22 protein-coding genes are annotated in these 24,498 nt (G+C 64.4%); 10 read left to right on the forward strand and 12 right to left on the reverse strand.

Features of this window, described 5'->3' with window-relative positions:
• Positions 1-2: 2 nt before the first annotated feature.
• The 5 genes from nuoF to T31B1_RS05450 form a co-directional block, all read right to left on the reverse strand.
• Positions 3-1,319 carry an NADH-quinone oxidoreductase subunit NuoF gene (gene nuoF, locus T31B1_RS05430; protein ID WP_353248425.1) on the reverse strand — a complete coding sequence of 439 codons (1,317 nt, stop codon included), beginning with the start codon at positions 1,317-1,319 and terminating at the stop codon, positions 3-5.
• Positions 1,320-1,327: 8 nt separating this feature from the next.
• Positions 1,328-1,795 carry an NADH-quinone oxidoreductase subunit NuoE gene (gene nuoE, locus T31B1_RS05435; RefSeq protein WP_353248426.1) on the reverse strand — a complete coding sequence of 156 codons (468 nt, stop codon included), beginning with the start codon at positions 1,793-1,795 and terminating at the stop codon, positions 1,328-1,330.
• Between the two features lie 142 nt (positions 1,796-1,937).
• Entirely contained in the window at positions 1,938-3,686 is a 1,749-nt protein-coding gene (gene nuoC, locus T31B1_RS05440; RefSeq protein ID WP_353248427.1) for an NADH-quinone oxidoreductase subunit C/D, read from the reverse strand.
• Between the two features lie 52 nt (positions 3,687-3,738).
• Entirely contained in the window at positions 3,739-4,386 is a 648-nt protein-coding gene (locus tag T31B1_RS05445; RefSeq protein ID WP_353248428.1) for an NADH-quinone oxidoreductase subunit B, read from the reverse strand.
• Positions 4,387-4,428: 42 nt separating this feature from the next.
• A complete protein-coding gene (locus T31B1_RS05450) occupies positions 4,429-4,869 on the reverse strand; it encodes an NADH-quinone oxidoreductase subunit A (protein WP_353248429.1) in 441 nt (146 codons plus the stop codon).
• Between the two features lie 308 nt (positions 4,870-5,177).
• On the opposite strand from T31B1_RS05450, the gene T31B1_RS05455 reads away from it, so the two are divergent.
• The 3 genes from T31B1_RS05455 (at position 5,178) to T31B1_RS05465 (ending at position 8,539) form a co-directional block, all read left to right on the forward strand.
• Positions 5,178-7,109, forward strand: a complete 1,932-nt coding sequence (locus tag T31B1_RS05455; protein WP_353248430.1) for an aconitate hydratase — start codon at positions 5,178-5,180, stop codon at positions 7,107-7,109.
• A 139-nt stretch (positions 7,110-7,248) separates the two neighbouring features.
• On the forward strand, positions 7,249-7,815 hold the full coding sequence (locus T31B1_RS05460; protein ID WP_353248431.1) for a hypothetical protein: 567 nt from the start codon (positions 7,249-7,251) through the stop codon (positions 7,813-7,815).
• A gap of 112 nt (positions 7,816-7,927) precedes the next feature.
• The gene (locus T31B1_RS05465) at positions 7,928-8,539 is read left to right on the forward strand and encodes a class I SAM-dependent methyltransferase (RefSeq protein WP_353248432.1); all 612 of its coding nucleotides are present in this window, start codon (positions 7,928-7,930) and stop codon (positions 8,537-8,539) included.
• Between the two features lie 105 nt (positions 8,540-8,644).
• On the opposite strand, the gene T31B1_RS05470 is transcribed toward T31B1_RS05465, so the two are convergent.
• Genes T31B1_RS05470 through purD form a run of 4 tightly spaced genes read right to left on the reverse strand, consistent with a single transcriptional unit; the run spans position 8,645 to position 13,134 of the window.
• Entirely contained in the window at positions 8,645-9,583 is a 939-nt protein-coding gene (locus T31B1_RS05470; protein WP_353248756.1) for an alpha-L-glutamate ligase-like protein, read from the reverse strand.
• Positions 9,584-9,642: 59 nt separating this feature from the next.
• Positions 9,643-11,172: an inactive transglutaminase family protein gene (locus T31B1_RS05475; RefSeq protein ID WP_353248757.1), complete on the reverse strand. Its 1,530-nt coding sequence runs from the start codon at positions 11,170-11,172 to the stop codon at positions 9,643-9,645.
• Between the two features lie 25 nt (positions 11,173-11,197).
• Positions 11,198-11,773 (reverse strand): retropepsin-like aspartic peptidase RloA3, encoded by a 576-nt coding sequence (rloA3, locus tag T31B1_RS05480; RefSeq protein WP_502950915.1) that lies wholly within the window; start codon positions 11,771-11,773, stop codon positions 11,198-11,200.
• 59 nt (positions 11,774-11,832) lie between these two features.
• Positions 11,833-13,134 carry a phosphoribosylamine--glycine ligase gene (gene purD, locus T31B1_RS05485; RefSeq protein ID WP_353248433.1) on the reverse strand — a complete coding sequence of 434 codons (1,302 nt, stop codon included), beginning with the start codon at positions 13,132-13,134 and terminating at the stop codon, positions 11,833-11,835.
• Positions 13,135-13,339: 205 nt separating this feature from the next.
• Between purD and T31B1_RS05490 the strand changes: the two genes are divergently transcribed.
• Both T31B1_RS05490 and T31B1_RS05495 read left to right on the forward strand, forming a co-directional pair.
• Positions 13,340-14,167: a UDP-2,3-diacylglucosamine diphosphatase gene (locus T31B1_RS05490; RefSeq protein WP_353248434.1), complete on the forward strand. Its 828-nt coding sequence runs from the start codon at positions 13,340-13,342 to the stop codon at positions 14,165-14,167.
• A gap of 71 nt (positions 14,168-14,238) precedes the next feature.
• Positions 14,239-14,757: an NUDIX hydrolase gene (locus T31B1_RS05495; protein ID WP_353248435.1), complete on the forward strand. Its 519-nt coding sequence runs from the start codon at positions 14,239-14,241 to the stop codon at positions 14,755-14,757.
• Here T31B1_RS05495 and T31B1_RS05500 read toward each other — a convergent pair.
• A complete protein-coding gene (locus T31B1_RS05500; RefSeq protein ID WP_353248436.1) occupies positions 14,747-15,280 on the reverse strand; it encodes a 4'-phosphopantetheinyl transferase family protein in 534 nt (177 codons plus the stop codon). The two genes, T31B1_RS05495 and T31B1_RS05500, sit on opposite strands and share 11 nt — an antisense overlap.
• A 193-nt stretch (positions 15,281-15,473) precedes the next feature.
• On the opposite strand from T31B1_RS05500, the gene T31B1_RS05505 reads away from it, so the two are divergent.
• Both T31B1_RS05505 and T31B1_RS05510 read left to right on the forward strand, forming a co-directional pair.
• Positions 15,474-16,781 carry a cytochrome P450 gene (locus tag T31B1_RS05505; RefSeq protein WP_353248437.1) on the forward strand — a complete coding sequence of 436 codons (1,308 nt, stop codon included), beginning with the start codon at positions 15,474-15,476 and terminating at the stop codon, positions 16,779-16,781.
• Between the two features lie 16 nt (positions 16,782-16,797).
• Positions 16,798-18,753 (forward strand): non-ribosomal peptide synthetase, encoded by a 1,956-nt coding sequence (locus T31B1_RS05510; protein WP_353248438.1) that lies wholly within the window; start codon positions 16,798-16,800, stop codon positions 18,751-18,753.
• 12 nt (positions 18,754-18,765) lie between these two features.
• Here T31B1_RS05510 and T31B1_RS05515 read toward each other — a convergent pair whose 3' ends face one another.
• The gene (locus T31B1_RS05515) at positions 18,766-19,491 is read right to left on the reverse strand and encodes a lysophospholipid acyltransferase family protein (protein WP_353248439.1); all 726 of its coding nucleotides are present in this window, start codon (positions 19,489-19,491) and stop codon (positions 18,766-18,768) included.
• Positions 19,488-20,225, reverse strand: a complete 738-nt coding sequence (locus T31B1_RS05520) for a lysophospholipid acyltransferase family protein (RefSeq protein WP_353248440.1) — start codon at positions 20,223-20,225, stop codon at positions 19,488-19,490. Before T31B1_RS05520 ends, T31B1_RS05515 begins: the two co-directional genes overlap by 4 nt.
• Positions 20,226-20,343: 118 nt before the next feature.
• Here T31B1_RS05520 and T31B1_RS05525 point away from each other — a divergent pair, with 118 nt between their 5' ends.
• The 3 genes from T31B1_RS05525 (at position 20,344) to thiC (ending at position 24,415) form a co-directional block, all read left to right on the forward strand.
• Complete coding sequence (locus T31B1_RS05525) at positions 20,344-21,828, forward strand: nicotinate phosphoribosyltransferase (protein ID WP_353248441.1); 1,485 nt, start codon at positions 20,344-20,346, stop codon at positions 21,826-21,828.
• The gene (gene pncA / locus T31B1_RS05530) at positions 21,825-22,451 is read left to right on the forward strand and encodes a bifunctional nicotinamidase/pyrazinamidase (RefSeq protein WP_353248442.1); all 627 of its coding nucleotides are present in this window, start codon (positions 21,825-21,827) and stop codon (positions 22,449-22,451) included. Before T31B1_RS05525 ends, pncA begins: the two co-directional genes overlap by 4 nt.
• Before the next feature lie 92 nt (positions 22,452-22,543).
• Complete coding sequence (thiC, locus tag T31B1_RS05535; RefSeq protein WP_353248443.1) at positions 22,544-24,415, forward strand: phosphomethylpyrimidine synthase ThiC; 1,872 nt, start codon at positions 22,544-22,546, stop codon at positions 24,413-24,415.
• Positions 24,416-24,498 lie beyond the last annotated feature (83 nt).

Genomic DNA, 24,498 nt, shown 5'->3' on the forward strand with positions numbered 1-24,498 from the left:
AGCTAGGAGTTGGAAACGGCGTTTGCCGGCTGGGTCAGGCCCAGCGTGTCCTGATCGTCGGGGATCAGGGCGGCGAGTTCGTCGCGGAAATACTTCAGGCCGGACTCGAGCGGGCCCATCGCCCCCGGGGCGTGGGCACAGAACGTCTTGCCCGGGCCGAGCAGCTTGACGTGAAGATCGAGCAGCTCGATATCGCCTGGATGCCCGTGGCCGGCCTCGAGATTGGTCAGGATGCGTTCGACCCAGGGCAGTCCGTCGCGACAGGGCGTGCACCAGCCGCAGGATTCCTGGGCATAAAAATGTTCGAGGTTCTTGAGTACGCCCACGATCGGCGTGGTTTCGTCCATGACCACCATCGTGGCAGTACCCAGACGGCTGCCGACCGCACCCACGCCTTCATAGTCCATGGGCGTGTTCAGATGCTCGTCGGTGAGCAGCGGGGTGGAGCCGCCGCCGGGCAGCAGCGCCTTGAGTCGGTGGCCGTGACGGACGCCGCCGAAATGGTCGAGTACGTCGGAAAGCTTGGTACCCAGCGGCAGCTCGACCAGGCCGGGGCGGGAGATATGCCCGGACGCGCCGAAGATCTTGGTGCCGCCGTCCTTATGCAGGCCGAGGCCTTTGTACCAGTCCGCGCCGTGATTGATGATATGCGGCACGTTGCAGATCGTCTCGACGTTGTTGACCGTGGTGGGCTGGCCGAACAGACCGGAAGCGGCCGGAAACGGCGGCTTGTGGCGAGGCACCGCACGACGGCCTTCGAGTGCGGACAGCAGCGCCGACTCCTCGCCGCAGATATAGCGCCCGGCGCTCATGTGCAGGTGCATCTTCAGGTTGAAGCCGCTGCCCAGGATGTCCTCGCCGAGATAGCCTTTCTCGGCGGCCTCGTCGATCGCCCGCTGCAGCTTGCGCTGGCATTCGGTGTACTCGCCGCGGATGAATACATAGGCGATATCGGCACCGATCGCATAGCTGGCGATGGCCATGGCCTCGATCAGCTGGTGTGGGTCGCCTTCCATGAGCAGCCGGTCCTTGAAGGTGCCGGGCTCCATTTCGTCGGCGTTGACGACCAGATAGACATGCGCGGGTCGCTGTTCCGGGCGCTCCTCGAAGCGCGGCATGAACGACCATTTCACCCCGGTGGGAAAGCCTGCGCCGCCGCGCCCGCGCAGACCGGCGGACTTGACCAGATCGGCGACCTCGGTCGGCTTGAACTCCTGCAGCGCTTTCTTGAACGCCTCGTAGCCGCCGGCCTTTTCGTACTCGGCGATCCACATCGGCTCGCGGTTGTCGCGAATGTTCTTGGTGAGAACCTTTTCCATGACTCGTCCTACGGATATTCCGCGAGAATGGCGTCGACCTTCTCCGGCGTCAGCCGGCCGTGATAATCGGTGTTGATACGCATCGCCGGGCCGTTGTCGCAGTTGCCGAGACACACGATCGGCAGCAGTGTGAAACGGTTATCGGCCGTGGTCTGGCCAAACTCCACGCCAAGAATCTTCTTGAGATACGCCGAGATCTCCTCGTAGCCGGTCAGATAGCAGGAAATCGAGTCGCAGATCATGATCACATGACGTCCGACGGGCTGGCGGAAGATCAGGTTATAGAAGGTCGCGACCGCCTCCATCTGGGTCGGGGTTACCCCGACCACGGCGGCTGCGGCCTCCAGGGCCTCGTCGGATACCCAGCCGCGATGCTCCTGGACGATCTTGAGCGCTTCGATGGTGGCCGCGCCCGGATCCTCGTAGAGAGTCATCTCGTGACGGATGGCCGCGATTTCGGTCTCTGAAAGTTTCATGTCGAGGCCCTCGAATCGCCGCTGCGCTCGGTAGCGGGCACGCCGGCGGTGCTCGAATGTCTCATTCTTGAATACATACGCTGCGATAGCTGCCCACCGCCGGCACGCACGCTGTCTTGGCCCGCTGTGTTATTCAAAAGCGTCATCGGTCCACGTCCGCCATGACGAAGTCGATCGAGCCGATGATCGCGACCAGATCGGCCACCAGCCCGCCCTGCGAGATCAATGGGATCTGCTGCAGGTGAGCGAAACTCGGCGTACGGATACGGGTGCGATAGCTCATCGCGTTCTTGTCGGATATCGAGTAATAGCTGTTGAGTCCCTTGGTGCCCTCGACCATGGTCGCCGACTCCATGGGCGGAATGACCGGGCCCCAGCTGACGGTCAGAAAATGCGCGATCAGGGTTTCGATATCCTGCATCGTGCGTTCCTTGACCGGCGGCGTGGTCATCGGGTGGTCGGCCTTGTAGTCGCCGGCCGGCATGTTCTTCAGACATTGCTCGATGATGCGGCAGCTCTGGAACATCTCTTCGATACGTACATCCAGCCGGTCCTGGCAGTCGCCATTGGTGCCGGTGGGTATCTCGAAGTCGAAGTTCTCGTAGCCCGAATAGGGACGGGCCTTACGCAGATCGAAGTCCACGCCGGTCGCACGCAATCCGGCACCGGTGATGCCCCAGTCGATCGCCTCGTCCTGAGAGTAGGCGCCGATATGCTTGGAGCGCTCGACCAGGACCTTGTTGCGCGCCATGGCCTTCTTGTATTCGGCCAGTCGCGGCGGGAACCAGTCGACGAACTCCTTGACCTTGCGGTCCCAGCCGCGGGGCAGGTCCATCGTCAGCCCGCCGATACGGAAATAGGCCGGATGCATGCGAAAACCGCAGATCGCCTCGATCACGTCGTAGGCCTTCTGGCGGTCGGAGAACATCCAGAAGATCGGGCTCATGGCACCGATGTCCTGCACGTAGGTGCCAAAGAACATCAGATGGCTGGTAATACGGAAGAACTCGCACAGCATCACGCGGGTGACCTTCACGCGTTCGGGCACCTCGATGCCCAGCACGCGCTCTAGGTTCATCACGTACGGCAGTTCGTTCATCACCCCGCCGAGATAATCCACCCGGTCGGTGTAGGGGATATAGGTGTGCCAGGTCTGGCGCTCGGCCATCTTCTCGGCGCCGCGATGGTGGTAGCCGATATCCGGCACTGCGCCCATGATCTCCTCGCCGTCGAGCTGAAGCACGATACGGAACACGCCGTGTACCGAAGGGTGGTTCGGACCCATGTTGAGGAACATGAATTCGGCATCTTCGGATTCGCGCTTCATGCCCCAGTCTTCGGGCTTGAACTGTAGCGCATCCTCCTCGATGTCCTGGCGCTTGGGGTCCAGATGAAGGGGCTCGAACTCGGTCGCCCGGGCGGCGTGGTCCTTGCGCAGCGGATGGCCTTTCCAGGTCGGCGGCATGAGGATGCGCCGCAGATTGGGATGGCCATCGAATACGATGCCGAACATGTCCCACGTTTCGCGCTCGTACCAATTGGCGTTGGGCCAGATGCCGGTGACCGTGGGCACGCTCAGATCGTCGTCGAAAAGGGCGACCTTGAGCCGGAACTCGGCGACCGGGAACAGACTCAGCAGATGATAGACAACGGTGAAGTCGGCGGCCGGCTGGTCGAATCGGTGCTCACGCGCACGTTCGTCGATTGCAGTGATATCGAAGAGCATGCGGTAACGCGGGGTGGCGTCGGTCTTGAGAAACGACAGCACATCGCGAATCAGTCCGCGTTCGACCCAGAACGTGGGCATCCCGTCGGCGGTGATCTGCTGATGGAAGGCCGATTCGCCGAACCGCTCGGCCAGCTGATGTCCGATGGTCACGGTATCAAGCATGGTAGCGTCCGGCGTTGTCGGTCACGGCGGTTATCGAGCGCATCATCACGGGTCAGACCTCGTCCGGCGTGCGCAGGGTCGTCTGCGACAGACGATCCTCGCGCTTGCGGTCGCGCTGCGAGAGTTTCGGTGCCTGGGTGACACCCTGAGGACCGATCATCCAGGACAGGGGCCGCTTCTCGGAGCCGATCGATTCCTGCAGCAGCAACAGCCCCTGCAGAAACGCCTCAGGCCGGGGCGGGCAGCCCGAGACGTACACATCCACGGGTAGGAACTTGTCCACACCCTGAACGACCGAGTAGATGTCGTACATGCCGCCAGAGTTGGCGCAGCTTCCCATGGAAATGACCCAGCGCGGTTCCATCATCTGTTCGTACAGACGCTGGATCACCGGAGCCATCTTCAGAAAACAGGTGCCGGCGACGACCATTACATCGGATTGACGCGGAGTCGCGCGGATGACTTCCGAACCGAAACGCGCCATGTCGTGTGGCGCGGTCAGCGCGGTGGCCATCTCCACGTAGCAGCACGACAGGCCGAAGTTGAACGGCCACATCGAATGCTTGCGGCCCCAGGCGATCATGTCGTCGAGCTTGGCGGTGACGACGTTGCGCGCCAGCGCGTCCTCGAGCGTACCGTTATCCGCCCCGGCCGAGCCGGGCTTGGGATTCTTGTCCGTGCTGGTAAGAGACCAGGCCATCTGTCGCCACCCTGATGGGTCGTCGGATGAAAACGCCGCGCGCTATCGCTGCGCGTTGCGCCGTTGATTGCTTTCGATCGCGTCGAGCCGATACTGACGCGGGGCCTTCGGCGCCCAGTCGAGCGCGCCGATCCGCCATTCGTAGATCAGGCCCAGCGTGAGCACGCCGAGAAAGAACAGGAACGCGAAATAGCCCGGCCAGCCAAGATCGGGCGCGGCGATCGCCCAGGAGAAGATGAACACCACTTCCAGATCGAACAGCACGAAGATGATCGCCACCAGATAGAACTTCGCCGAGAAGCGCATGCGTGCGCTGCCCGTCGGCTTGATGCCCGACTCGTACGGCTGGTCGCCCAGACGCGACGAGTGGCGTCCGCCGAGCATGGCCGACAGCCCGATCATCATCAGGATCAGGCCCAGCGTGGCTGCCGTGAAAAGCAGCAGCGGCCAGATCACGACAGCTTGTTCGGTGGCGGCGTCCATAGCGTGTGTTCCATTCTACGCGACACGCCCCCGTACGGATGAAGCAGTCGCGTCCAGAAAGATCGGCGCATTTTATTTGTATTATGCAGAAACGTCGATGCCGACATTTCCGGCACAAGGTCCCCGGGCCTTGCTGCAACCTGAACGTTAGCCGATTTGGGCCCCTATTGGCGAGCGCTGTGTGACAAGCCGTTCGCATACATGACGTCGTCGCCGCGCTTGGGGCTCCGTCGACGGAGGACAGCCCGCTTTGTGATTGCGCCCCCTCGAAGCTAGAGTGGGGTCAAAACTGATACCGGAGGCCACCGATGGCACAGAACGTTGCCCAGAAACTCATTGCCTCGCATCTGATCGACGGCGACATGACGCCCGGCGAGGAGATCGCGGTCCGAATCGACCAGACCCTGACCCAGGACGCTACCGGCACGCTGGTGATGCTTGAACTGGAGGCGATGGAGCTCGACCGGGTCAAGACCGAGGTCTCGGCGCAGTATGTCGATCACAACCTCATCCAGGAAGACAACAAGAACCCGGATGACCATCTGTTTCTGCAGTCGGCCTGCGAGCGCTTCGGTGCGTGGTTCTCGCGTCCGGGCAACGGCATCTCCCATGCGGTACACATGGAACGCTTCGGCCGGCCGGGCAAGACGCTGCTTGGCTCGGACAGCCATACGCCGGCCGGCGGTTCGATGGGTATGCTCGCCATCGGCGCCGGCGGTCTCGAAGTCGCCATGGCGATGGCCGGCGAACCGCTTTATACCAAAATGCCCAAGGTGTTCGGCATCAAGCTGACCGGCAAGCTGCCGGACTGGGTATCGGCCAAGGACGTGATCCTCGAGATGCTTCGCCGCCACGGTGTATCCGGCGGCGTGGGCAAGATCATCGAGTACTACGGGCCGGGGCTGGATAACCTCGAAGCCATGGACCGGCATGTGATCGCCAACATGGGCGCCGAGCTGGGCGCGACCACCACCGTGTTTCCCGCCGAAGCCGAGATTCGGCGTTTTCTCAAAGGCCAGGGCCGCGAGGATGAATACGAGGAACTGGTCGCAGACGAGGGCTGTGAATACGACGAACACGACGAGATCGATCTGTCGACGCTGGTACCGCTGATCGCCAAACCGACTTCGCCGGGCAATGTGGTGCCGGTGGAGGAACTGGCCGGCGACGACCTCTACCAGGCCTATATCGGGTCATCGGCCAACCCCGGCTATCGGGATTTCGCGATGGCCGCCGAAATGGTCCGCGGTCGTCAGGTATCCAAGCACGTCTCGTTCGACGTCAACCCGTCGTCGCGTGCGATGCTCCAGACGCTGGCACGAGACGACCGTCTCGGCGTCTTGATCGGTTCCGGCGCACGGATTCATCAGGCTGGCTGCAACGGCTGTATCGGCATGGGCCAGGCGCCGGCATCGGGCCGCAACAGCCTGCGTACCACCCCGCGCAATTTCCCGGGCCGATCCGGCACGAAGGAAGATTCCGTCTTCCTGTGTTCGCCCGAAACCGCGACCGCCTCCGCGCTGATGGGCAAGATCACCGATCCACGCACGCTGGACTTCGACTATCCGAAGGTGGTCAACCCCGAGGACCCGGTGATCAACGACCAGATGATGGAGGCCCCGCTGGCCATTGAAAAGGCCCGCGAGGTCGAGCTGGTCAAGGGCCCCAATATCAAGTCGCTACCGGACTTCGACGGGATTCCGGATGCGTTCGATATCCCGGTGCTGCTCAAGGTCGGTGACGATATCTCCACCGACGAGATCATGCGTGCCGGCGCCGAAGTGCTGCCTTTCCGGTCGAACATTCCTGCGATCGCCGAGTTCGTTTACGACGTCGTGGACGAGGAGTATCCGGCGCGCGCCAAGGACACCGGCGATCATGCCATCATCGGCGGCTCAAACTACGGTCAGGGCAGTTCGCGTGAGCATGCCGCCATCGCGCCACGTTATCTGGGCCTACGCGTGGTCATCGCCAAGGACTATGCGCGTATTCACTGGCAGAACCTGGTCAATTTCGGGGTGCTGCCGCTGACCTTCGCCGAGGGCGACGATCTGGATCGGCTCAAGCAGGGGTCCAAGCTGCGGATCAGCGGACTTCACGATGCGCTGGCGGCCGGCGATTCGATCACGGTCGAGACCGAGTCCGGCGACACCATCGAATGTCGGCATGGCCTGTCCGATCGCCAGATCGAAATCCTGCGCGCGGGCGGGTTGATCAACTGGAAGCGCGACCAGGGCTGAACCCGGCGCGCACACGCCGACCACGGCTACGGCGGGTGAGCCGGACTCGGCGGCGCCACGGATGGTTACGTGAATTTACGGACTGCGCCCGGCACGTCGCCGGGCCTAGTCTTGATCGACTCCGTTGCGTGAACCTGCCATGACTGAACTCTACTGCGATAGCCGGCAGACTCGTGGGTTGAGACTGTGTGATGCCGATCCCCACTGCATTGCCGCGCGGCTGGCGGCCATCGGCGTGCATTATCGGTCGGTAGCGCTCCCGGCCGTGGCGTTCGATGCCGAAGCGGGCTGCGATGAAATCGTCGGCAGTTATCTCGCGCCGCTGAACACGTTGCTCGATGGCATGGACGGCGTGTCGCTGGATGTCACCACGGTCATGCCGGACCATCCACGGATCGCGTCGCTGCAGCGCACCTTCATGACCGAACACCGCCACGATGCGGTTGAAGCGCAGATCATGGTGTGGGGTCGCGGCACGCTGTATATGCGGGGTCGTAACGCGGTATGGGCGTTGTGCTGTGGCGCGGGTGATTTCGTTCGGTTGCCCGCGGGCATGGGACACTGGTTCGCGTTCGACACATCCCTGGGGTTTCGTACGCTGCGGTTGTTCGAGTCCAGCCGTGGCCAACGAAGAATCCGGCGTGGACGGAACATGAGCGGCGTATATGCCGTGCCGCGGTCGATGCCGCAATTGCGCCCCGGCTGAGGCCGCCACAACACGCCGCGCGTGCGCGCGGTTTTGTATCGACGCCGGTACAAGCGTATTCTTCCGTCGCCTATAACCCCTATCGGCTTTTTCGGTTTACGGGAACCAATCCATGGACGAGCAATCCGTTGTCACCGCCTATCGCCGCCTGTCGCGGCAGTACGACCGTTTCTTTGGCCCGGTTTTCGAGCAGGGTCGTCTGGAAGCGGTCCGCCGGATGGATTGCCGGGCCGGCGATCGCGTGCTGGAAGTGGGGGTGGGCACCGGCCTGTCGCTGGACCACTACGCCGACGGCGTTCAGGTCGTGGGCATCGACGTCTCCCCGGACATGCTCGAGCATGCCAAGGCCCGGGTGAACGGCAACGCCGATCGCATCACGCTTGCGCTGATGGACGCTCAGGCGCTCGAGTACGCCGATGACAGCTTCGACAAGGTGGTCGCCATGTATGTGGCGTCGGTGGTGCCGGACCCGAACCGGATGGTCGACGAAATGAAACGGGTCTGCAAGCCCGGCGGCGAACTGTTCATCGTCAACCACTTCAGCCAGGGCAAGGGGCCGATGGCCTCGCTCGAGCGCCTGGCATCGCCGTTGTCCAAGCTCGTCGGTTTCCGGCCGTCGTTTCCGCTGGACGAGTTCTTGACCATGGCCGATCTTGACGTCATCGAGACGAAAAAAGTCAATGCTTTCGGATACTGGACGCTGATTCACGCCCGCAACCGCTGATCCACAGCCCAGGCGTTTCAGCGCGCCGTCCTCGCCCCGCGGGCTTCGGCCCGGCTTTACCGAGCGCCAATCCGTGTAAGCGCGCCGGTGGCTCGTCGGGCCGTCCTATTGCCCGAACAGCCTTTTGCCCAGCGCCACGCGCTCACCGGCCGATTCGGGAATGGTCTCGAGTGCGCGTACCTTCTCGAGGCGGTTGAGCAGGCCCATCTGGTTGGCGAGCTGGATATTGAGCCCTGGCCGGGCGTTGTATTCGAGCACCAGCGGGCCGTGGTTACGGTCGAGCACGACGTCCACCCCCAGATAGCCAAGGCGGGTCAGGTCGTAGGAGCGCGCCGACAGCTCCAGCAGCGCATCCCAATCGGGTACCTGGATACCACGCACTGCGTGGCCGGAGTCGGGATGCGCATCGAGCACGCTGTTGAACCAGACACCATCGACGGTATGGCCGCTGGCCAGATCGATCCCTGCGCCGATCGCGCCCTGGTGGAGATTGGCCTTGCCGTCGGACTGGCGCGTGGGCAGGCGTACCATGCTGGCGACCGGCACGCCGCGGAACACGATGGTGCGGATATCAGGCACGCCCTGGAAGCTCACCGCGTCGAACACCGAGTGCGGCTGCACCCGATATTCGATGATCGCCTTGTCGGGCAATCCGCCGAGGCTGTACATGCCCGACAGGATGTTGGAGATGAAATGTTCCAGCTCCCCTCGGGATACGCTCACGCCGGACGCGCGTACGAACTGCGCGCCGCGGCGGCCGGCGATGACCATGATCCCATTGCCGCCCGAGCCCTGCGCGGGCTTGATCACAAACTCGCGGTGATGGCCCAGTAAGGTATCCAGGTCGCGGATCTGGTGCTCGATCTCGACCACGCCGTAGAGCTCGGGGGTGGCAATTCCGGCGGCCATGGCCAATTGCTTGGTCTTGAGCTTGTCGTCGACCAGCGGGTAGAAACGCCGCTCGTTGTACAGGCTGATGTAATCGCCGTTGCGCTGGTTCATGCCCAGGATGCCCAGCCGCCGTAACGTGGCCGGCGAGCGCATCGGCGGATTGCTGCGCAGCAGACGCCAGCGGGCACGCAGTCGTGAGGTCAGCCCGGCCATCAGCTGCGTGAAATAGCCCGCGCCGCGGCCCGGAAACGCCATAGTTCCGACAGCCGGTAGCCGGTATAGCGGCCGGCCAGCAGCGTGAAGGCCAGCACCAGCAGCAACAGTTCGGGAAAGACGAAGGCCAGATACTCGGCCAGCGGATTGGTCATCACCACGAATCCGAGCGCGGCCACCGCCAGACTGCCGAGACCCGACAGCAGCGCATCCTTGGGCCCGTTCTCGTCCCAGACGATCGACATGCGCTCGATGGTCATCGCCAGGATCACCATCGGAAACAGCGCGATCGACAGCCCGTGCTCCATGCCCAGCTTGTGGCTGATCACCGATACGCCGGCCATGAGCAGGATCACGATCGTCAGCATGGAGGCCAGTCTGGGAACCAGCAGCAGCTTCAGCCGCTCCAGATAGAAGCGCACGATCAGCCCCAGGGCGACCAGCACCGAAAACAAGATACAGCCCCAGATCAGCTCGGTTTCGCGAAAAGCCAGCGCGATGAGCACCGGCATGAATGTGCCGAAGGTGCGGAAACCGACGAAGTTGCGCAGCAGTACGACCACCAGCGCGCCCAATGGTACGGTCAGCAGCACCTTGTAGGTGTTCTGGGTCGCGATCGGCAGCGACAGCAGCGAATAGTCGAGAATGTCGGAGTTGAGCAGGCGCGCGCGTTGCTGGGCCAGTCCCATTACATCGCGCGAGGCGCGGGTGGCCGAGAAATCGACCTGGGCGTTGGATGCACCGTCCAGGCGCACGAGCGGTCGTTGACCGACGTGCCAGACCAGAACATCCCGGGCGAACCCCTGGTGGCCGTTGATCGGGTTGAAAGCCAGCCAGTCCTCGCCGTTGTAGACTTCCAGCCAGGGGTTGAGCCGGCCGTGGCGAAGCCCTTCAGCCAGGGGCAGCACGTAGGCGATCCGGGTCGGGATACGCGCGCCGGCGAGAATATACTGCAGCCGCTGGACCTGCTCGAGCGGCCGCGCGCTGTCGTCGCGCAATACCTCGACCTCGGCGTCGGCGGTCGGGTCGTTGAAGCGGCGGAGCAGCTCCTGGGTGAACGAGGCCGTATCCGCCGAGCGCGAGCGCACGTTCTCGAGCAGGGCAAACACCGCGGCGCGCTCGGGCGCGGTGTATTCGGGAATCGACGGGTAGGCCGGCACCGGCCGTTCGCGTTCGCGGTTGGCGTCGGCGTCCTCGTTGAGCACCACGCGGTAGTAGAGGGTCTGACGCCCGTTGAGATTGCGTGCGGCCCAGCGTGCGATGCGGTTGGCGCCTTCGGGTTCGGTCGCCAGGCCGAAGCCCGACGAGACGAAGCTCTCGTCGAGTACGGTGAAGCCGGGCGGGTCGCTGGGAATGGCCAGCGCGGCCTTGGCCGAGCGTCCGTCACCGTCGAACGTCAGCGTGGCTTCGACCGTCCACACTTCGGCGCTTGCGTCCGGGGTAAGCGGCACGCCGAGACGGCTGACCTTGTAGTAGCAGATGCCGACCGCCGTGATCACGAGCACGAGCGCCAGCACCTTGAGGTGCATGTCCTTCACGATCAGGCTCCGCCGTTCAGTCGTGACTGTCGTCGTCCGGCGTGTTCTCTTCCGGGTTGTGGGCGACCGTGCGGCTGTCGTCGTCACAGCTCGGCTCGTGCAGGAACGTGCGACCGACATCGATCAGGCCCAGATGCTTGATGGTCCGCCGGCCCAGCAGCATCGGATAGATCATGTCGCTACGATCACGCAACGAGAACTGCTCTTCGTAGATCGTGTCGTTCATACAGATCTTGAGCAGCACCACCGGCCGATGGTCGGAGCCGCCGGCGCCGGTGACCCTGAGGTTGCGATACAGTGGACGCTCGAACTCGCGGGTGGCCATGTCCTCGTCGCGCTGATCCTCGATCCCGATGGTGAACCGGACCCAGCTTTTGCCATCGCGCTTGAATTGCTCGATATCGGTGGCGTGCAGCGACGACGTGAGCGCGCCGGTATCCAGCTTGGCCTTGGCCACCACGCCCCACGGCTCGATCCGGGCGTTCTCGACCCAGCCGTAGACGGTCTTGCCGGTCGCGGCCAGCGTGCTCGTGGATGCGGCGCAGAGCATTCCCAACAGCGCAATACGTCGGAGTATGGGGGTGGCTTGCATCAAGACAGTCCTTGTCCGCGTCGGGCGGATCGTCGTCGGGTTTGTCGGTTGTGAGGCGGCTAGTGGCCGCGGTTGATGGCGCGATAGCCGATATCTCGGCGATACATCGCATCCCGCCAGCGGATACGATCGACGCCGGCATAGGCACGGGCCTGCGCCTGGGCGACATCGTCGCCGAGTGCGCATACGCATAGTACCCGACCGCCGCTGGTGCGTACGCTGCCGTCGTCGGCGAGTCGCGTGCCGGCATGGAAGACCTGGGTGCCTTCGGCCGCGGCGTCTTCGAGGCCGGTGATGATGTCGTCCTTGTCGTAGGCACCCGGATAGCCGCCGGCGGCCATCACTACGCCCAGCGCCGCCTGAGCGTGCCACTGGGCCCGGGCCTGGTCGAGTCGACCCGCCAGTGCGGCCTCGATGAGATCCACCAGGTCGGATTTCAGGCGCATGAGGATCGGCTGGGTCTCGGGGTCGCCCAGACGCACGTTGAACTCGAGGACTCGGGCGGCGCCTTCGTCGTCGATCATCAATCCGGCATAGAGAAACCCGGTGAACGCACAGCCGTCGGCGGCCATGCCGGCGACCGTGGGTTCGATGATGTCGGTCATCACTCGGGCGAAGACCGCATCGGTCATCACCGGGGCAGGCGAGTAGGCGCCCATGCCGCCGGTGTTGGGGCCGGTATCGCCATCATAGGCGGCTTTGTGATCCTGCGAACTGGCCAGGGGCAGTACATGGGTGCCATCGACCAGGGCAATGAAACTCGCTTCTTCGCCTTCCAGGAACCGCTCGACCACGATCCGGGCGCCGGATTCGCCGAAGGCGTTGTCCTCCAGCATGTCGCGTGCGGCCGCCAGGGCTTCGTCCACGGTCGCGGCCAGAAACACGCCCTTGCCGGCCGCCAGGCCGTCGGCCTTGACCACGATCGGTGCGCCCATCTCGCGAATGAAGGCTTCGGCCCGGGCATAGTCGGTGAAGACCTCGTAGTCGGCGGTCGGGATCGCGTGCCGAGCGAGAAAATCCTTGGAAAATGCCTTGCTGGCCTCGAGCTGGGCGGCAGCCCGGCCCGGGCCGAAGCAGGCCAGGCCGGCCTGCTCGAAGGCATCGACGATGCCTTCGGCGAGCGGCGCCTCGGGGCCGATCACGGTCAGCGAAATGGCGTTGTCGGTCGCGAAATCACGCAGTCCCTGGATATCGGTCGGCTCCAGGGCGAGGTTGGTCACGCCGTCCATCAGCGCGGTGCCGGCATTGCCGGGGGCGACATATACATGCACGACACGCGGCGAGGCCGCGATCTTGACCGCAAGCGCATGCTCGCGGCCGCCGTTGCCGACAATGAGTACCCGATGGTCTGACTGGCTCATGAAATGCTACCTGGAGGCCACCCGCGGCGGCGCGGCGCACGGCGGGTTTGGAACGATGCGGCGCAAGCTTAGCAAAGGCGTACCGCCTGTCGCCCGTCTCGGCCGGCCGCCGGGTGCCTGTCACGGATCGGTCACCGAACCGTCACCTTGCGGTGATGTAGGCCGAATAACCTGTCGCGGTGTGTTCGACGACCCGGCGTTTGCCATGACCACTTCCTCTCCGAGCGCCCAAGAGCCGGTCCGCTATCGCAGCGTGTTCGTCTCGGATGTCCATCTGGGTACGGCCGGAAGCCAGGCCGAGCAGCTCAGCGCTTTTCTCAAGCATTGCCAGTGCGAGCATCTGTATCTGGTCGGTGACATCATCGACGGCTGGCGCCTGCAATCCACCTTTTTCTGGCCGCAGGAACACACCAATGTCATCCGCAAGATCCTGACCAAATCCAAGCGGGGTACGCAGGTCTACTACGTAACCGGCAATCACGACGATTTCCTGCGCAAGTTCGTGGACTACGAGCTGCGCATGGGCAATATCCGCGTGCTCAACGATGCCGTGCATACCACGGCCGACGGCCGGCGGCTGTTCGTGATCCATGGTGACCTGTTCGATGTAGTCACCCGGTATCACCGCTGGGTCGCGCGTATCGGCGATGTCGCCTATATCACCCTGCTGCGCGTCAACCGCTATTTCAATAATGCCCGCGCACGCCTGGGCTATCCGTACTGGTCGCTGTCGGCCTATGCCAAGCATAAGGTCAAATCGGCGGTTAATTTCATCAGCGAGTTCGAGAAGGCGGTCGCGCACGAATGTCGGCGCCGTGGTTTCGACGGCGTGGTCTGCGGCCATATCCATCACCCCGAGATCAAGAGGCTCGAGGGCGTGACCTATTACAACTCGGGTGACTGGGTGGAATCGGCCAGCGCCCTGGTCGAACATCTCGACGGCCGGATGGAGATCGTTTACTGGGATAGCGACAGAGCAGAGCATCGCGCCGGCGGGTTGCGCGACAAGGTGCGGGCGCTCAACGCCGCCTGATGCCGGCTCGCCCACGCCGGGCGATCCCACGGTAGACTGTGCCGCGTCACGACCAGCCGGACGCGAGTGCCATGACTGTTGAAGATACCCTCCACGAGGGCGAATTCCTGCGCTTGAAACGCGTGGGCACCTGGGAATACGCCGAACGCGTGAACGCCCGCTGTGCGGTGGTGATCGTGGCGGTGACCGATGCCGGCGAACTGCTGCTCGTCGAACAGCCGCGCCAACCGGTCGGCGCGAACGTGCTCGAATTGCCGGCCGGGTTGGTTGGCGATATCGACGGCGCCGAGGACGAAGAGATGGCGGTTGCCGCGGCGCGTGAGCTCGAGGAAGAGACCGGTTATCGCGCCGGCCGGCTCGAGTTCCTTGCTGGAGGGCCGCCCAGCGCCGGGCTGGCCAACGAGGCCGCGTATTTCTATCGCGCTTTCGACTTGCAGCGTATCGATGCCGGCGGCGGCGACGACAGCGAGCAGATCACCCCGCATGCAGTGCCGCTCGACGGCATTGAGGCATGGCTTGCCGCGCGTGCCGGCGAGGGCGTGCTGGTCGATCCGAAGATCTATGCCGGTCTGTATTTCGTCAATCGCTAAGCGGCTGTGAGCGCAGGCGCACGATGGCCAGCGGTCGGTCGCAGGCCAGACAGGCTGCATAGCCCGGTGCGAGTTCGATCGAACGGGTGATCCAGCGTCGGCCGTCGAGCGTCGCGCCGCCCTCGTCCAGCGTGATTGCGCGGATACGCTTGAGCCCCACGCGGCCGCTGGCCTTGACCGTGGCCTCGCGCGCGCACCAGTAGTCGAAGAACCGCGCCGGCGTCTGCTCGATCGCCGGCCGCTCGGCGTCGCCGATCAAGCGGCCCAGGCGGTCCGGCACGACCGGGCGGCGGTGTTCAACGTCCAGTCCGATACGCATGTCCGGCGAATCGGCCAGCGCACAGGCCACCAGTGCCTGGCTATGGGAGATGCTGAACTCGGCCGCGCCGTCGATTCGCGGTCGGCCCCGGGCGTCCAGGCCGATGCGCTCGATCGCATGCCGGTCGTATCCAGCCTGCTCGAGCGCGCAGGCCAGCAACCACAGCCCGGTTTGTGTCCGCGCACGCGCCGCGGGCGAGCGCATGCGCGCCAGACGCGTCCGGTACGCCGGCGGCGCCGCCTCGATCGGCCGGCTGTATGCGATTTTTTCTTGTGCGCCATCTAACAGGGTGTAGAATACATCCATTATTAAAAATTAATGTTCCCTTGTTGGATTGGACGTGCGAACGGGCGGCTTGGAGACGCCGTTGGCAACGTCGATCGAGATGGGGTATTCGATGTCGAACAGCTTATCCGATGTCCGGCCGGTCGTCGGGCCCAGCGCCTGTTTTCCCATAGGCCCGGACGATGCCACCCGAAGCATGCTCTGGCGCTGGCACGGCGCCTTTGGCGATGTCTATCGTGTGCAGTCGGAAGACAATGCCGATGCCTCGTGGGTGATTCACGATCCGGCGCTGGTCCAGAAGATCCTGGTCGGCCACGCCGCCAATTACCGCAAGGGCGCCGGGCTGGACCGGGTCCGTATTCTGCTGGGCAACGGCATCATGGTCAGCGAAGGCGAGTTCTGGACGCGCCAGCGACGGCTGCTCCAGCCGGCGTTTCGTCCGCGCACGCTTGCCGATTTCAACGGTATGATCGATCAGGAAAACCGGCGTCTGGCCGAGCGCTGGCGCATGCATGCCGAGACCGGCCAGCCGCTCGAGGTAGCCGCTCAGATCAGCGAATCGACGCTGGTGATCGTACTCAAATCGATCTTCGGCGCCGACTACCCGTACATCGTCGAGGGCGAGTCGAATCCCTTCAGCCTGCTGACCGAGGAGCCCGAGCGCAATCTGCGTTTCGCAGCCCGGTTTCGGCGTCTGGGGCGGCTCGTCGAGCAGCTCATCGATCGCCGCGAGTCGGCGCCGCGTCCTGCGTTCGACTTTCTCGGCCATATGCTGGCCGCCCGCAGCCGAGCCGGCGAGGCCATGTCGCGCAAAGCGTTGATCGACGAGGTGATGACCCTGATCGTTGCCGGACACGAGACCACGGCCAGTGCACTGGCCTGGGCCTGGTACCTGATTGCGGTGAACCCGGTGATTCGCGAACGGCTACAGGCGGCGGCGGACCGCGTGGACCTCGATCAGCTGGGTCGCGACGGGGGTCATCGCAACCCGGATTTGGCGTACTTCGACGCGGTCATCAATGAAACCCTGCGTCTGTATCCGCCGGGATGGCTGCTATCGCGCCGGGCCGTGGCAGACGACTCACTGGGTGAACACCGTATCGAGGCGGGCGCGCAGCTGTTCATCAGCCCGTATGTGCTGCATCGGCATCCGGACTACTGGCGTGCCCCGGAAACCTTCGATCCGGCGCGCTTCGAGCAGGGCGAAGAGCCCGCGCACCGGTTTGCCTATATCCCGTTCGCGGCCGGTCCCCGCCACTGTATCGGCGAGCAGATGGCCATGACCGAGATGCGCGTGCATCTGGTGCACATGCTGCGCCGATTCACGCCGAGCTATGCCGATCCACATCCGCCGCAAATGGAATCGCATATCAACCTGCGGCCGGCAGACGGAATTTATTTACAATTGGCGGCGAGATAAACAACGCCCGTTTGCTATGCACTCGTTCACCACATTGGACCAGGCGCTGGATGCCCAGGTTCACGGTTCTGCCGAAATCGGCTTCATCGACGGCGCCAACGACGAGCGCCGGCTCAGTTACAAATTGCTTTCGCGCGCGGCCCTGCGTTTGCTGGCGGTGCTGCAGGATCGCGGTGCCACGCAGGGCGAACCGGTCATCCTGTTCGTGGCCGACAATCTGCGGTTCGTACAGTTCTTCTGGGCAGCGATCTATGGTGGCCTGGTGCCGGTCCCGGTGGCTGCCGGTGCGGCCGATGCACATCTCGACAAGCTCGTGCGGGTCTGGAAACACCTCGGCGAACCGCGAGTGATTGCCGAACCTCGGCATATCGAGCGCGTTCAGGCCTTTCTGGAACAGCGCGGCGAGCATGACGCCGCTGGCCGGCTCGCCGGCCAGGCGCTGTCCGACGAGCCGCCGGCGGTCGAGCGCGAAGCGGTACGGGCGAGCCTGAAGCCGGAAGATACTGCGTTCATCCAGTTCTCCTCCGGTTCGACCGGCGATCCGAAAGGGGTGGTGCTCACCCACGCCAACGTGCTGGCCAACATCGCGGCCATCACGCAAGGCTCGCGGTTCGGTGAGCGCGAGATCGCGGTGTCGTGGATGCCGCTGACCCACGACATGGGGCTGATCGGCTTTCATCTGACGCTGGTCTGCAATGGCTTCGACCATCATCTGATGGCGACCGACCTGTTCGCGCGTCGACCGTTATTGTGGCTGGAAAAAGCGTCGGAGAAACAGGCGACGCTGCTGTGTTCGCCCAACTTCGGCTATCGGCACACGCTGCGCGCGATCTCGGCCAAGGGCCTGCCCGAGCTGGACCTATCGTCCGTGCGGCTGATCTACAACGGTGCCGAACCGATCGCGGCCCCGTTGGTGCGCGAATTTCTCGACACGCTGGCGCCGGCCGGTCTGAATGCACACAGCATGTTTGCCGTCTACGGTCTCGCCGAGGCCAGTCTCGCGGCCACCTTTCCGCCGGCCGGTTCGGGTCTGCGCAGCCTGCGAGTGGCGCGCGGCGAACTCGGCGTGGGCGATGCGGTGTGCTTCGATGAGGGTGACACGTCGATCGAGCTGGTCAATCTCGGCGCGCCGGTGACCGGCACCGAAGTACGGATCGCCGATGCAAACGGCCAACCGCTGCCCGAGGACCGGGTCGGCCGGGTCTGGATCCGGGGCACCAACGTGACGGCCGGCTATCACGACAACGCGGCGGCCAACGACGCGGCACTGATGGGCCACGGCTGGCTCGATACCGGCGATCTCGGTTTCGTGCACGGTGGTGATCTGCTGATCACCGGCCGGGCCAAGGAAATCATCTTCGTCAACGGCCAGAACCACTATCCGCAGGATCTGGAAGCGATCGCCGTGGACGTCGACGGCGTGGAGATGAACAAGATTGCGGCCGCCGGCGTACGCGCGCCGGGCGCGGATACCGACGACCTGGTGCTGTTTGTGGTCTTCCGTGGCCATCTGGCCGACTTCGTGCCGATCGCGCGTGAACTGGTCTCGAAGATCAACCACCACGCCGGGTTGGCGGTGGCCCATGTGGTGCCGATCCGGCATATGCCCAAGACCACCAGCGGCAAGCTCCAACGTGCGCAGCTGGCCGGCGATTATGCCGCGGGGGTGTATGCCGAGACCGTCGCCGAGCTCGATGCACTGCTGCGCCCGAACGACAGCCCGGGCGCGGCGGCCGAGGACGCCGGCGACACCGTCGCGGATCTGAAGGCGATCTGCGACGAAGTCGCGCCCGACAAGCAGATCGGCTACGGCGACGATCTGTTCGAGATCGGACTGTCGTCGCTGGAACTGGCCCAGATCCATGAAGGGATCGAAGCGCGCTGGCCGGATCGTCTCGAGGTCACCGACCTGTTCGACTATCCGACGATCAACGATCTCGCGGCCTATCTCGACGAGGAGCGCGCGGCGTAGACCGCCACCGGTTTAACCCGAACGACGGCGCTCGCGGCGAGGGTTCGCGCCCAGCTCGGCGTCGGCGGTATCGGTCAAGCCGTCCAGTCGCTGGCCGAGTTCGCGTGCGCGCTGGTCGATATCGTCGCCGCGGGCGACCGTCAGCGGCTCGCCAATGGTGATCACGACGCGAGCGAACGGCTTGGGAATGATCAACGCATCCCACGAACCGAGCTGCCAGTAGCGGTCGGCGGCGAACGACATCGGCAGCAAAGGGGACCGGGTCAGCTGGGCGAGCATGATGCTGCCCGGCTTGACCTGGCGGGCCGGGCCGTGTGGACCGTCCGGATGCAGAATCGGCGATACGCCCTCACGCATGGTCGTGTACATATCGCGCAGCGCTTTGGCTCCGGTCCGGTTGGCCGATCCGCGCACGATGCGCGCGCCCATGCCTGACACCATCCGAGCCACGAGCTCGCCGTCGCGGGAGGGCGAGACCAGAAATCCCGGTTCGAGCCCCTGTTCGCGTGCCCGCAGCAGATGTCCGACACATACGCTCAGTCGCTGGTGCCAGCAGCAGGCGAGTAACGGCTGTCCTTGTGAGATCAGTCGTTCGAGATGGGACGCCCCCTCGATACGCTGGATCCGGCAGCTGGCGAGCAATGCGCGGGCCAGTACGCGCAGAATCGGAGCCGCCAGCCGCATCCACCAGGGGGATGCGGGCTGCGCCTCTGGGCGGGTATTGGATGACTCGGTCATGCGGTACGTCGCTTGTGTGTCTGTGCGGCTTCGGCGATCGCCTCGAGGCGGTCGATTTCCTGGCCGATATCGGCCGCCAGGGCCTCGGCCTGTTGGGTGCCGTGAAGTGCCCCGACCCACAACGGTTCGCCCACGGCGACGGTCAGGTGGGAGAAGGGCTTGGGAATACGGCTGCCATCCCAGGATTTCATCTGCCAGTAGCGGCTGGCCGCACAACCCATCGGCCACAGGGGCGCGCCGCTGCGACTGGCCAGCACGATTGCGCCGGGCTTGAATCGATGCGCCGGTCCCCGCGGGCCGTCGCCGTAGATCATCGGGGCGATACCGTCTGCGACTGCCTGTGTGAGCGCGCGCACCGCTTCGCTGCCGCTGCGCGTGGAAGACCCGCGAATCGGGACCGCCGCGTAGAACCGACACACGCGCGCGATCATGTCGCCCTCGCGGGACGGGCTGATCAGAAACCCGAGTGGGAGCCCCTGCCGGATCAGCGATTGCAGAAAAAGACCGCTGCAGACCAGCGTTTGATGCCAGCCGCAGGGAATGGCCGGTGCGCCCGAGCTCAGCCCGGTGGCCACCCGGGATTCGCCGTGGACCAAGGTGATCCGGCAGGTCCGTCGCAGCACGCCGGCGATCAGGCATATGCCGGCCGCCACCGCGCGCCCCATCAGCTGCTCGAGCCAGACGGGCCGGTCCTTTTTGCGGCGGGTTTTTCTCGGCGTGGCGGTCGGCGCCATGGGGAATCTCGGTCGCGGGGCCGGCGATGATGCGGCGCCAGCCTAAGCCTAACCCGTATCGGTTGAAACCGTGGGCGATCGCTCGCATCCTTTGCCGACCATTCCTGTCCGAATCGCCATGTCCGCTCTGGGACGACTGTACGGCCGAGCGCCGGCTCTGCTGACCGATCTGTATCAGCTGACCATGGCGTATGCGCACTGGTACAACGGCCACCACGAACGCGAGGCCGTGTTCCACCTGTTCTTTCGCGAGGCGCCGTTCAACAACGGGTTTGCCGTGGCCTGCGGCATCGAGACCGCTCTGGAATACGTCACCCAGATGCGCTTCGAGGCCGAGGATATCGCCTACCTGGCCACGCTCAAGGACAACGCCGGCAACCCGCTGTTCGCGGATGATTTCCTGGATTACCTCCGAGACTTCCGTTTTACCGGTGATATCGATGCCATGGCCGAGGGCACGGCAGTGTTCGCCCACCAGCCGATGCTGCGTGTGCGCGCGCCCATCATCGCCGCCCAGATGCTCGAAACCGCGCTGCTGAATCTGATCAACTTCCCGACCCTGGTCGCGACCAAGGCCGCACGCATTGCACATGCCGCCGGGGCCGATCCGGTCCTGGATTTCGGACTGCGCAAGGCGCAGGGCATCGACGGCGGTGTCTCGGCCGCGCGCGCAGCCTATATCGGCGGCTGCGCGGGCACCTCGAACGTGCTGGCCGGGCAGCTGTTCGGTATTCCGGTCTCGGGTACGCATGCCCACGGTTGGGTCATGGCCTTCGACGCCGAACTGGATGCCTTCGACGCCTATGCCGCAGCGCTGCCCGATCACTGCATCTTCCTGGTGGACACCTACAACACGATCGAGGGCGTGCGTCACGCGATCGAGGCCGGACACAAGCTGCGGGCCGCCGGACACGAGATGCGGGGCATACGTCTGGATTCGGGCGATCTGGCCGAACTGTCGCGGACCGCTCGCCGCATGCTCGATGAGGCCGGCTTCGAGCAGGCCCGGATCGCGGCCAGCTCGAGTCTGGACGAGCATGTGATCGCCGACCTGAAGGCCCGCGGTGCGCCGATCGTACTCTGGGGCGTGGGGACCAAATTGATCACCGCTCAGCCGGATGCCGCACTCGACGGCGTCTACAAGCTCGCGGCCATGCGCAACGACGCCGGGCGCTGGTCCTACCGCATGAAGCTGTCGGATACGCCCGGCAAACTCACCCGTCCAGGCGTTCAGCAGGTTCGTCGCTACTACGAGGACGCCACGCCCGTGGCCGATCTGCTCTACGACGAGGCCGCCACCCATACCGCCTGGTGCGGCGCCGACCAGACCGGCGTTCAGGAGTTCGCCGAAATCCCGAACTATCAGGACCTGCTCGTGCCGATGGTGCGCGGTGGCCGGCGTGTCGCCAGCCCTCCGGCGCTGGCGGACGTGCGCGCACACGCGCTGGCCCAGTTTGCGCTGTTCGCCTCGCGCGCAGACTATCCGGCATTGATCGACCGTTATCTGGATGAGGCGACCGATGATCTGCGCGACTGGCTGGCCGGTCGTCATGCATCAAGCGACGAACACAGGCCCGAACGTTCGACGGATACCCGGGCATGAGCGACGCGCTGCTGCTGGTCGATATCCAGAACGACTTCCTGCCGGGGGGCGCGCTGGCGGTGGCCGACGGCGATGCCGTCGTGCCGGTGGCCAACCGCTTGATGCCGGCGTTCGATCATGTCGTCGCCAGCCAGGACTGGCATCCGCCGAACCACGGCTCGTTCGCCGGCCAACATCCGGGTCGCCGTGCCTTCGAGGTCTCGCAGCTCGACGGCCTGGAACAGATTCTCTGGCCGACACATTGTGTTCAGGGTACGCCCGGCGCCGGCTTTGCCGCGGCGCTGGACGTGGCCGGGATCGATCACGTCGTGCGCAAGGGCACCGATCCCCGGCTCGACAGCTATTCGGCGTTTTTCGACAACGGCCATCGCCAGGCCACCGGACTGAGCGATCATCTGCGCGCGGCCGGCGTCGACGCCCTGTTCGTCTGTGGTCTGGCCGCGGACGTATGTGTGAAGTTCACGGTGCTTGATGCACTCGCCGAAGGCTTTGCCACGACGCTGATCGTGGACGGCGTGCGCGGGGTCGATATGGCGCCCGGGGATACCCGCTCTGCGCTGGAGGCGATGGCCCGCGCGGGCGCGCGCTTGATCGACAGCAGCCAGTTGTTCCAGCAGATCTGAGTCGGGCGTCCGATCGCTCGTGCACGAGCTTTTATTGCAAGGGGCACGTTGTTAAATTGAACGGGTTACCCGTTTCCCCGCTGGTGGTTCCCATGAGTGCTGTGCCAAAAGACTTGGCTGTTTCGGCGCGTCTGGCTGATGAGATGCGCGAGCCGTTTCCGAATTCGAGCAAGATCCATGTCGAGGGCTCGCGGTCCGACATTCGTGTGCCCATGCGAGAAGTCGCCCAGAGCAATACACCGGCGACTTTCGGCGTGGAGAAGAACCCGCCGATCACGATCTACGATTGTTCCGGGCCGTATACCGATCCGTCTGCGGCCATCGACCTGCGGGCGGGCCTGCCGGCGCTGCGCGCGGCCTGGATCGCCGAGCGCGGCGATACCGAGCGGCTGGCCGATTTCTCGTCCGAGTTCGGGCGCGAACGCCACGCCGACAACGCGCTGACCCATCTGCGTTTTCCCGAGCCGCCCAAGCCGCTGCGTGCCAAGGCTGGCGCCAACGTCAGTCAGATGCACTACGCCCGCCAGGGCATCGTTACGCCTGAAATGGAGTTCGTCGCGATTCGCGAAAACGCGCGGATCGACGAAATCCGCGATTCGCGGCTGTTGCGCCGTCACCCCGGCGAGGGTTACGGCGCGAACATTCCCGAGCGCGTGACGCCCGAGTTCGTGCGTGACGAGATCGCCGCCGGGCGCGCGATCATCCCGAACAACGTCAACCATCCCGAATCCGAGCCGATGATCATCGGCCGCAACTTCCGGGTGAAGATCAACGCCAACATGGGCACATCGGCGGTCACGTCCTCGATTGCCGAGGAAGTCGAGAAGATGGTCTGGGCGGCCCGCTGGGGCGGTGACACGATCATGGATCTGTCCACCGGCAAGCATATCCACGAAACCCGCGAGTGGATCATCCGCAACGCGCCGGTGCCGGTCGGCACGGTGCCGATCTACCAGGCGCTGGAGAAGGTCGACGGCAAGGCCGAGGACCTGACCTGGGAGATGTTCCGCGACACGCTGATCGAACAGGCCGAGCAGGGCGTGGACTATTTCACCATCCATGCCGGCGTGCGCTTGGCCTACGTGCCGATGACGGTGAACCGCATCACCGGCATCGTCTCGAGAGGCGGCTCGATCATGGCCAAGTGGTGTCTGGCGCATCACACGGAGTCGTTCCTCTATACGCACTTCGAGGATATCTGCGAGATCATGAAGGCCTACGACGTGGCCTTTTCGCTGGGTGACGGCCTGCGCCCCGGTTGTATCGCCGATGCCAACGACGAAGCCCAGATGGCCGAGCTGCGCACCCTGGGCGAGCTCACCCAGATCGCCTGGGCACATGATGTGCAGGTGATGATCGAAGGCCCGGGCCATGTGCCGATGCAGCGGATCAAGGAGAACATGGAGGCCGAGCTGGCCGACTGCCACGAGGCGCCGTTCTATACGCTGGGCCCGCTGACCACGGATATCGCGCCCGGCTACGACCACATCACCTCCGGCATCGGCGCGGCCCAGATCGGCTGGTATGGCACCGCCATGCTCTGTTATGTCACCCCGAAAGAGCATCTGGGTCTGCCCGACAAGGACGACGTGCGCGAGGGGATCATCACCTACAAGATCGCCGCGCACGCCGCGGACCTGGCCAAGGGCCATCCCGGTGCACAGATCCGCGACAACGCGCTGTCCAAGGCGCGCTTCGAGTTTCGCTGGGAGGACCAGTTCAACCTCGGCCTGGACCCGATGAAGGCACGCGGATACCACGACGAGACCCTGCCCAAGGACAGCGCCAAGGTGGCGCATTTCTGCAGCATGTGCGGGCCGAAGTTCTGCTCGATGCGCATCTCGCAGGAGGTGCGCGAGTTTGCCCACGAACGCGGTATCCATACGCCGCAGGATGCGATCGATGCCGGTATGGAAGAAAAGGCCGAGGAGTTTCGCGAAGGCGGCAGCAAGCTGTATCGCTGATCGGCCGCGCATGATTCAGGCGTAATTCAGTATGTCACGGCTAGTTTCACGATGCGGATTCGATCTATTATCAACACGCCGGA

The sequence above is a fragment of the Salinisphaera sp. T31B1 genome, from assembly GCF_040361275.1.
GTDB lineage: Bacteria > Pseudomonadota > Gammaproteobacteria > Nevskiales > Salinisphaeraceae > Salinisphaera.

What these genes read in the sequence shown, in the direction of transcription:
- nuoF (WP_353248425.1), bottom strand. Translation starts at nt 1,319, where the DNA reads ATGGAAAAGGTTCTCACCAAGAACATTCGCGACAACCGCGAGCCGATG.
- nuoE (WP_353248426.1), bottom strand. Translation starts at nt 1,795, where the DNA reads ATGAAACTTTCAGAGACCGAAATCGCGGCCATCCGTCACGAGATGACT.
- nuoC (WP_353248427.1), bottom strand. Translation starts at nt 3,686, where the DNA reads ATGCTTGATACCGTGACCATCGGACATCAGCTGGCCGAGCGGTTCGGC.
- T31B1_RS05445 (WP_353248428.1), bottom strand. Translation starts at nt 4,386, where the DNA reads ATGGCCTGGTCTCTTACCAGCACGGACAAGAATCCCAAGCCCGGCTCG.
- T31B1_RS05450 (WP_353248429.1), bottom strand. Translation starts at nt 4,869, where the DNA reads ATGGACGCCGCCACCGAACAAGCTGTCGTGATCTGGCCGCTGCTGCTT.
- T31B1_RS05455 (WP_353248430.1), top strand. Translation starts at nt 5,178, where the DNA reads ATGGCACAGAACGTTGCCCAGAAACTCATTGCCTCGCATCTGATCGAC.
- T31B1_RS05460 (WP_353248431.1), top strand. Translation starts at nt 7,249, where the DNA reads ATGACTGAACTCTACTGCGATAGCCGGCAGACTCGTGGGTTGAGACTG.
- T31B1_RS05465 (WP_353248432.1), top strand. Translation starts at nt 7,928, where the DNA reads ATGGACGAGCAATCCGTTGTCACCGCCTATCGCCGCCTGTCGCGGCAG.
- T31B1_RS05470 (WP_353248756.1), bottom strand. Translation starts at nt 9,583, where the DNA reads ATGCGCTCGCCGGCCACGTTACGGCGGCTGGGCATCCTGGGCATGAAC.
- T31B1_RS05475 (WP_353248757.1), bottom strand. Translation starts at nt 11,172, where the DNA reads ATGCACCTCAAGGTGCTGGCGCTCGTGCTCGTGATCACGGCGGTCGGC.
- rloA3 (WP_502950915.1), bottom strand. Translation starts at nt 11,773, where the DNA reads ATGCAAGCCACCCCCATACTCCGACGTATTGCGCTGTTGGGAATGCTC.
- purD (WP_353248433.1), bottom strand. Translation starts at nt 13,134, where the DNA reads ATGAGCCAGTCAGACCATCGGGTACTCATTGTCGGCAACGGCGGCCGC.
- T31B1_RS05490 (WP_353248434.1), top strand. Translation starts at nt 13,340, where the DNA reads ATGACCACTTCCTCTCCGAGCGCCCAAGAGCCGGTCCGCTATCGCAGC.
- T31B1_RS05495 (WP_353248435.1), top strand. Translation starts at nt 14,239, where the DNA reads ATGACTGTTGAAGATACCCTCCACGAGGGCGAATTCCTGCGCTTGAAA.
- T31B1_RS05500 (WP_353248436.1), bottom strand. Translation starts at nt 15,280, where the DNA reads ATGCGCTCGCCCGCGGCGCGTGCGCGGACACAAACCGGGCTGTGGTTG.
- T31B1_RS05505 (WP_353248437.1), top strand. Translation starts at nt 15,474, where the DNA reads ATGTCGAACAGCTTATCCGATGTCCGGCCGGTCGTCGGGCCCAGCGCC.
- T31B1_RS05510 (WP_353248438.1), top strand. Translation starts at nt 16,798, where the DNA reads ATGCACTCGTTCACCACATTGGACCAGGCGCTGGATGCCCAGGTTCAC.
- T31B1_RS05515 (WP_353248439.1), bottom strand. Translation starts at nt 19,491, where the DNA reads ATGACCGAGTCATCCAATACCCGCCCAGAGGCGCAGCCCGCATCCCCC.
- T31B1_RS05520 (WP_353248440.1), bottom strand. Translation starts at nt 20,225, where the DNA reads ATGGCGCCGACCGCCACGCCGAGAAAAACCCGCCGCAAAAAGGACCGG.
- T31B1_RS05525 (WP_353248441.1), top strand. Translation starts at nt 20,344, where the DNA reads ATGTCCGCTCTGGGACGACTGTACGGCCGAGCGCCGGCTCTGCTGACC.
- pncA (WP_353248442.1), top strand. Translation starts at nt 21,825, where the DNA reads ATGAGCGACGCGCTGCTGCTGGTCGATATCCAGAACGACTTCCTGCCG.
- thiC (WP_353248443.1), top strand. Translation starts at nt 22,544, where the DNA reads ATGAGTGCTGTGCCAAAAGACTTGGCTGTTTCGGCGCGTCTGGCTGAT.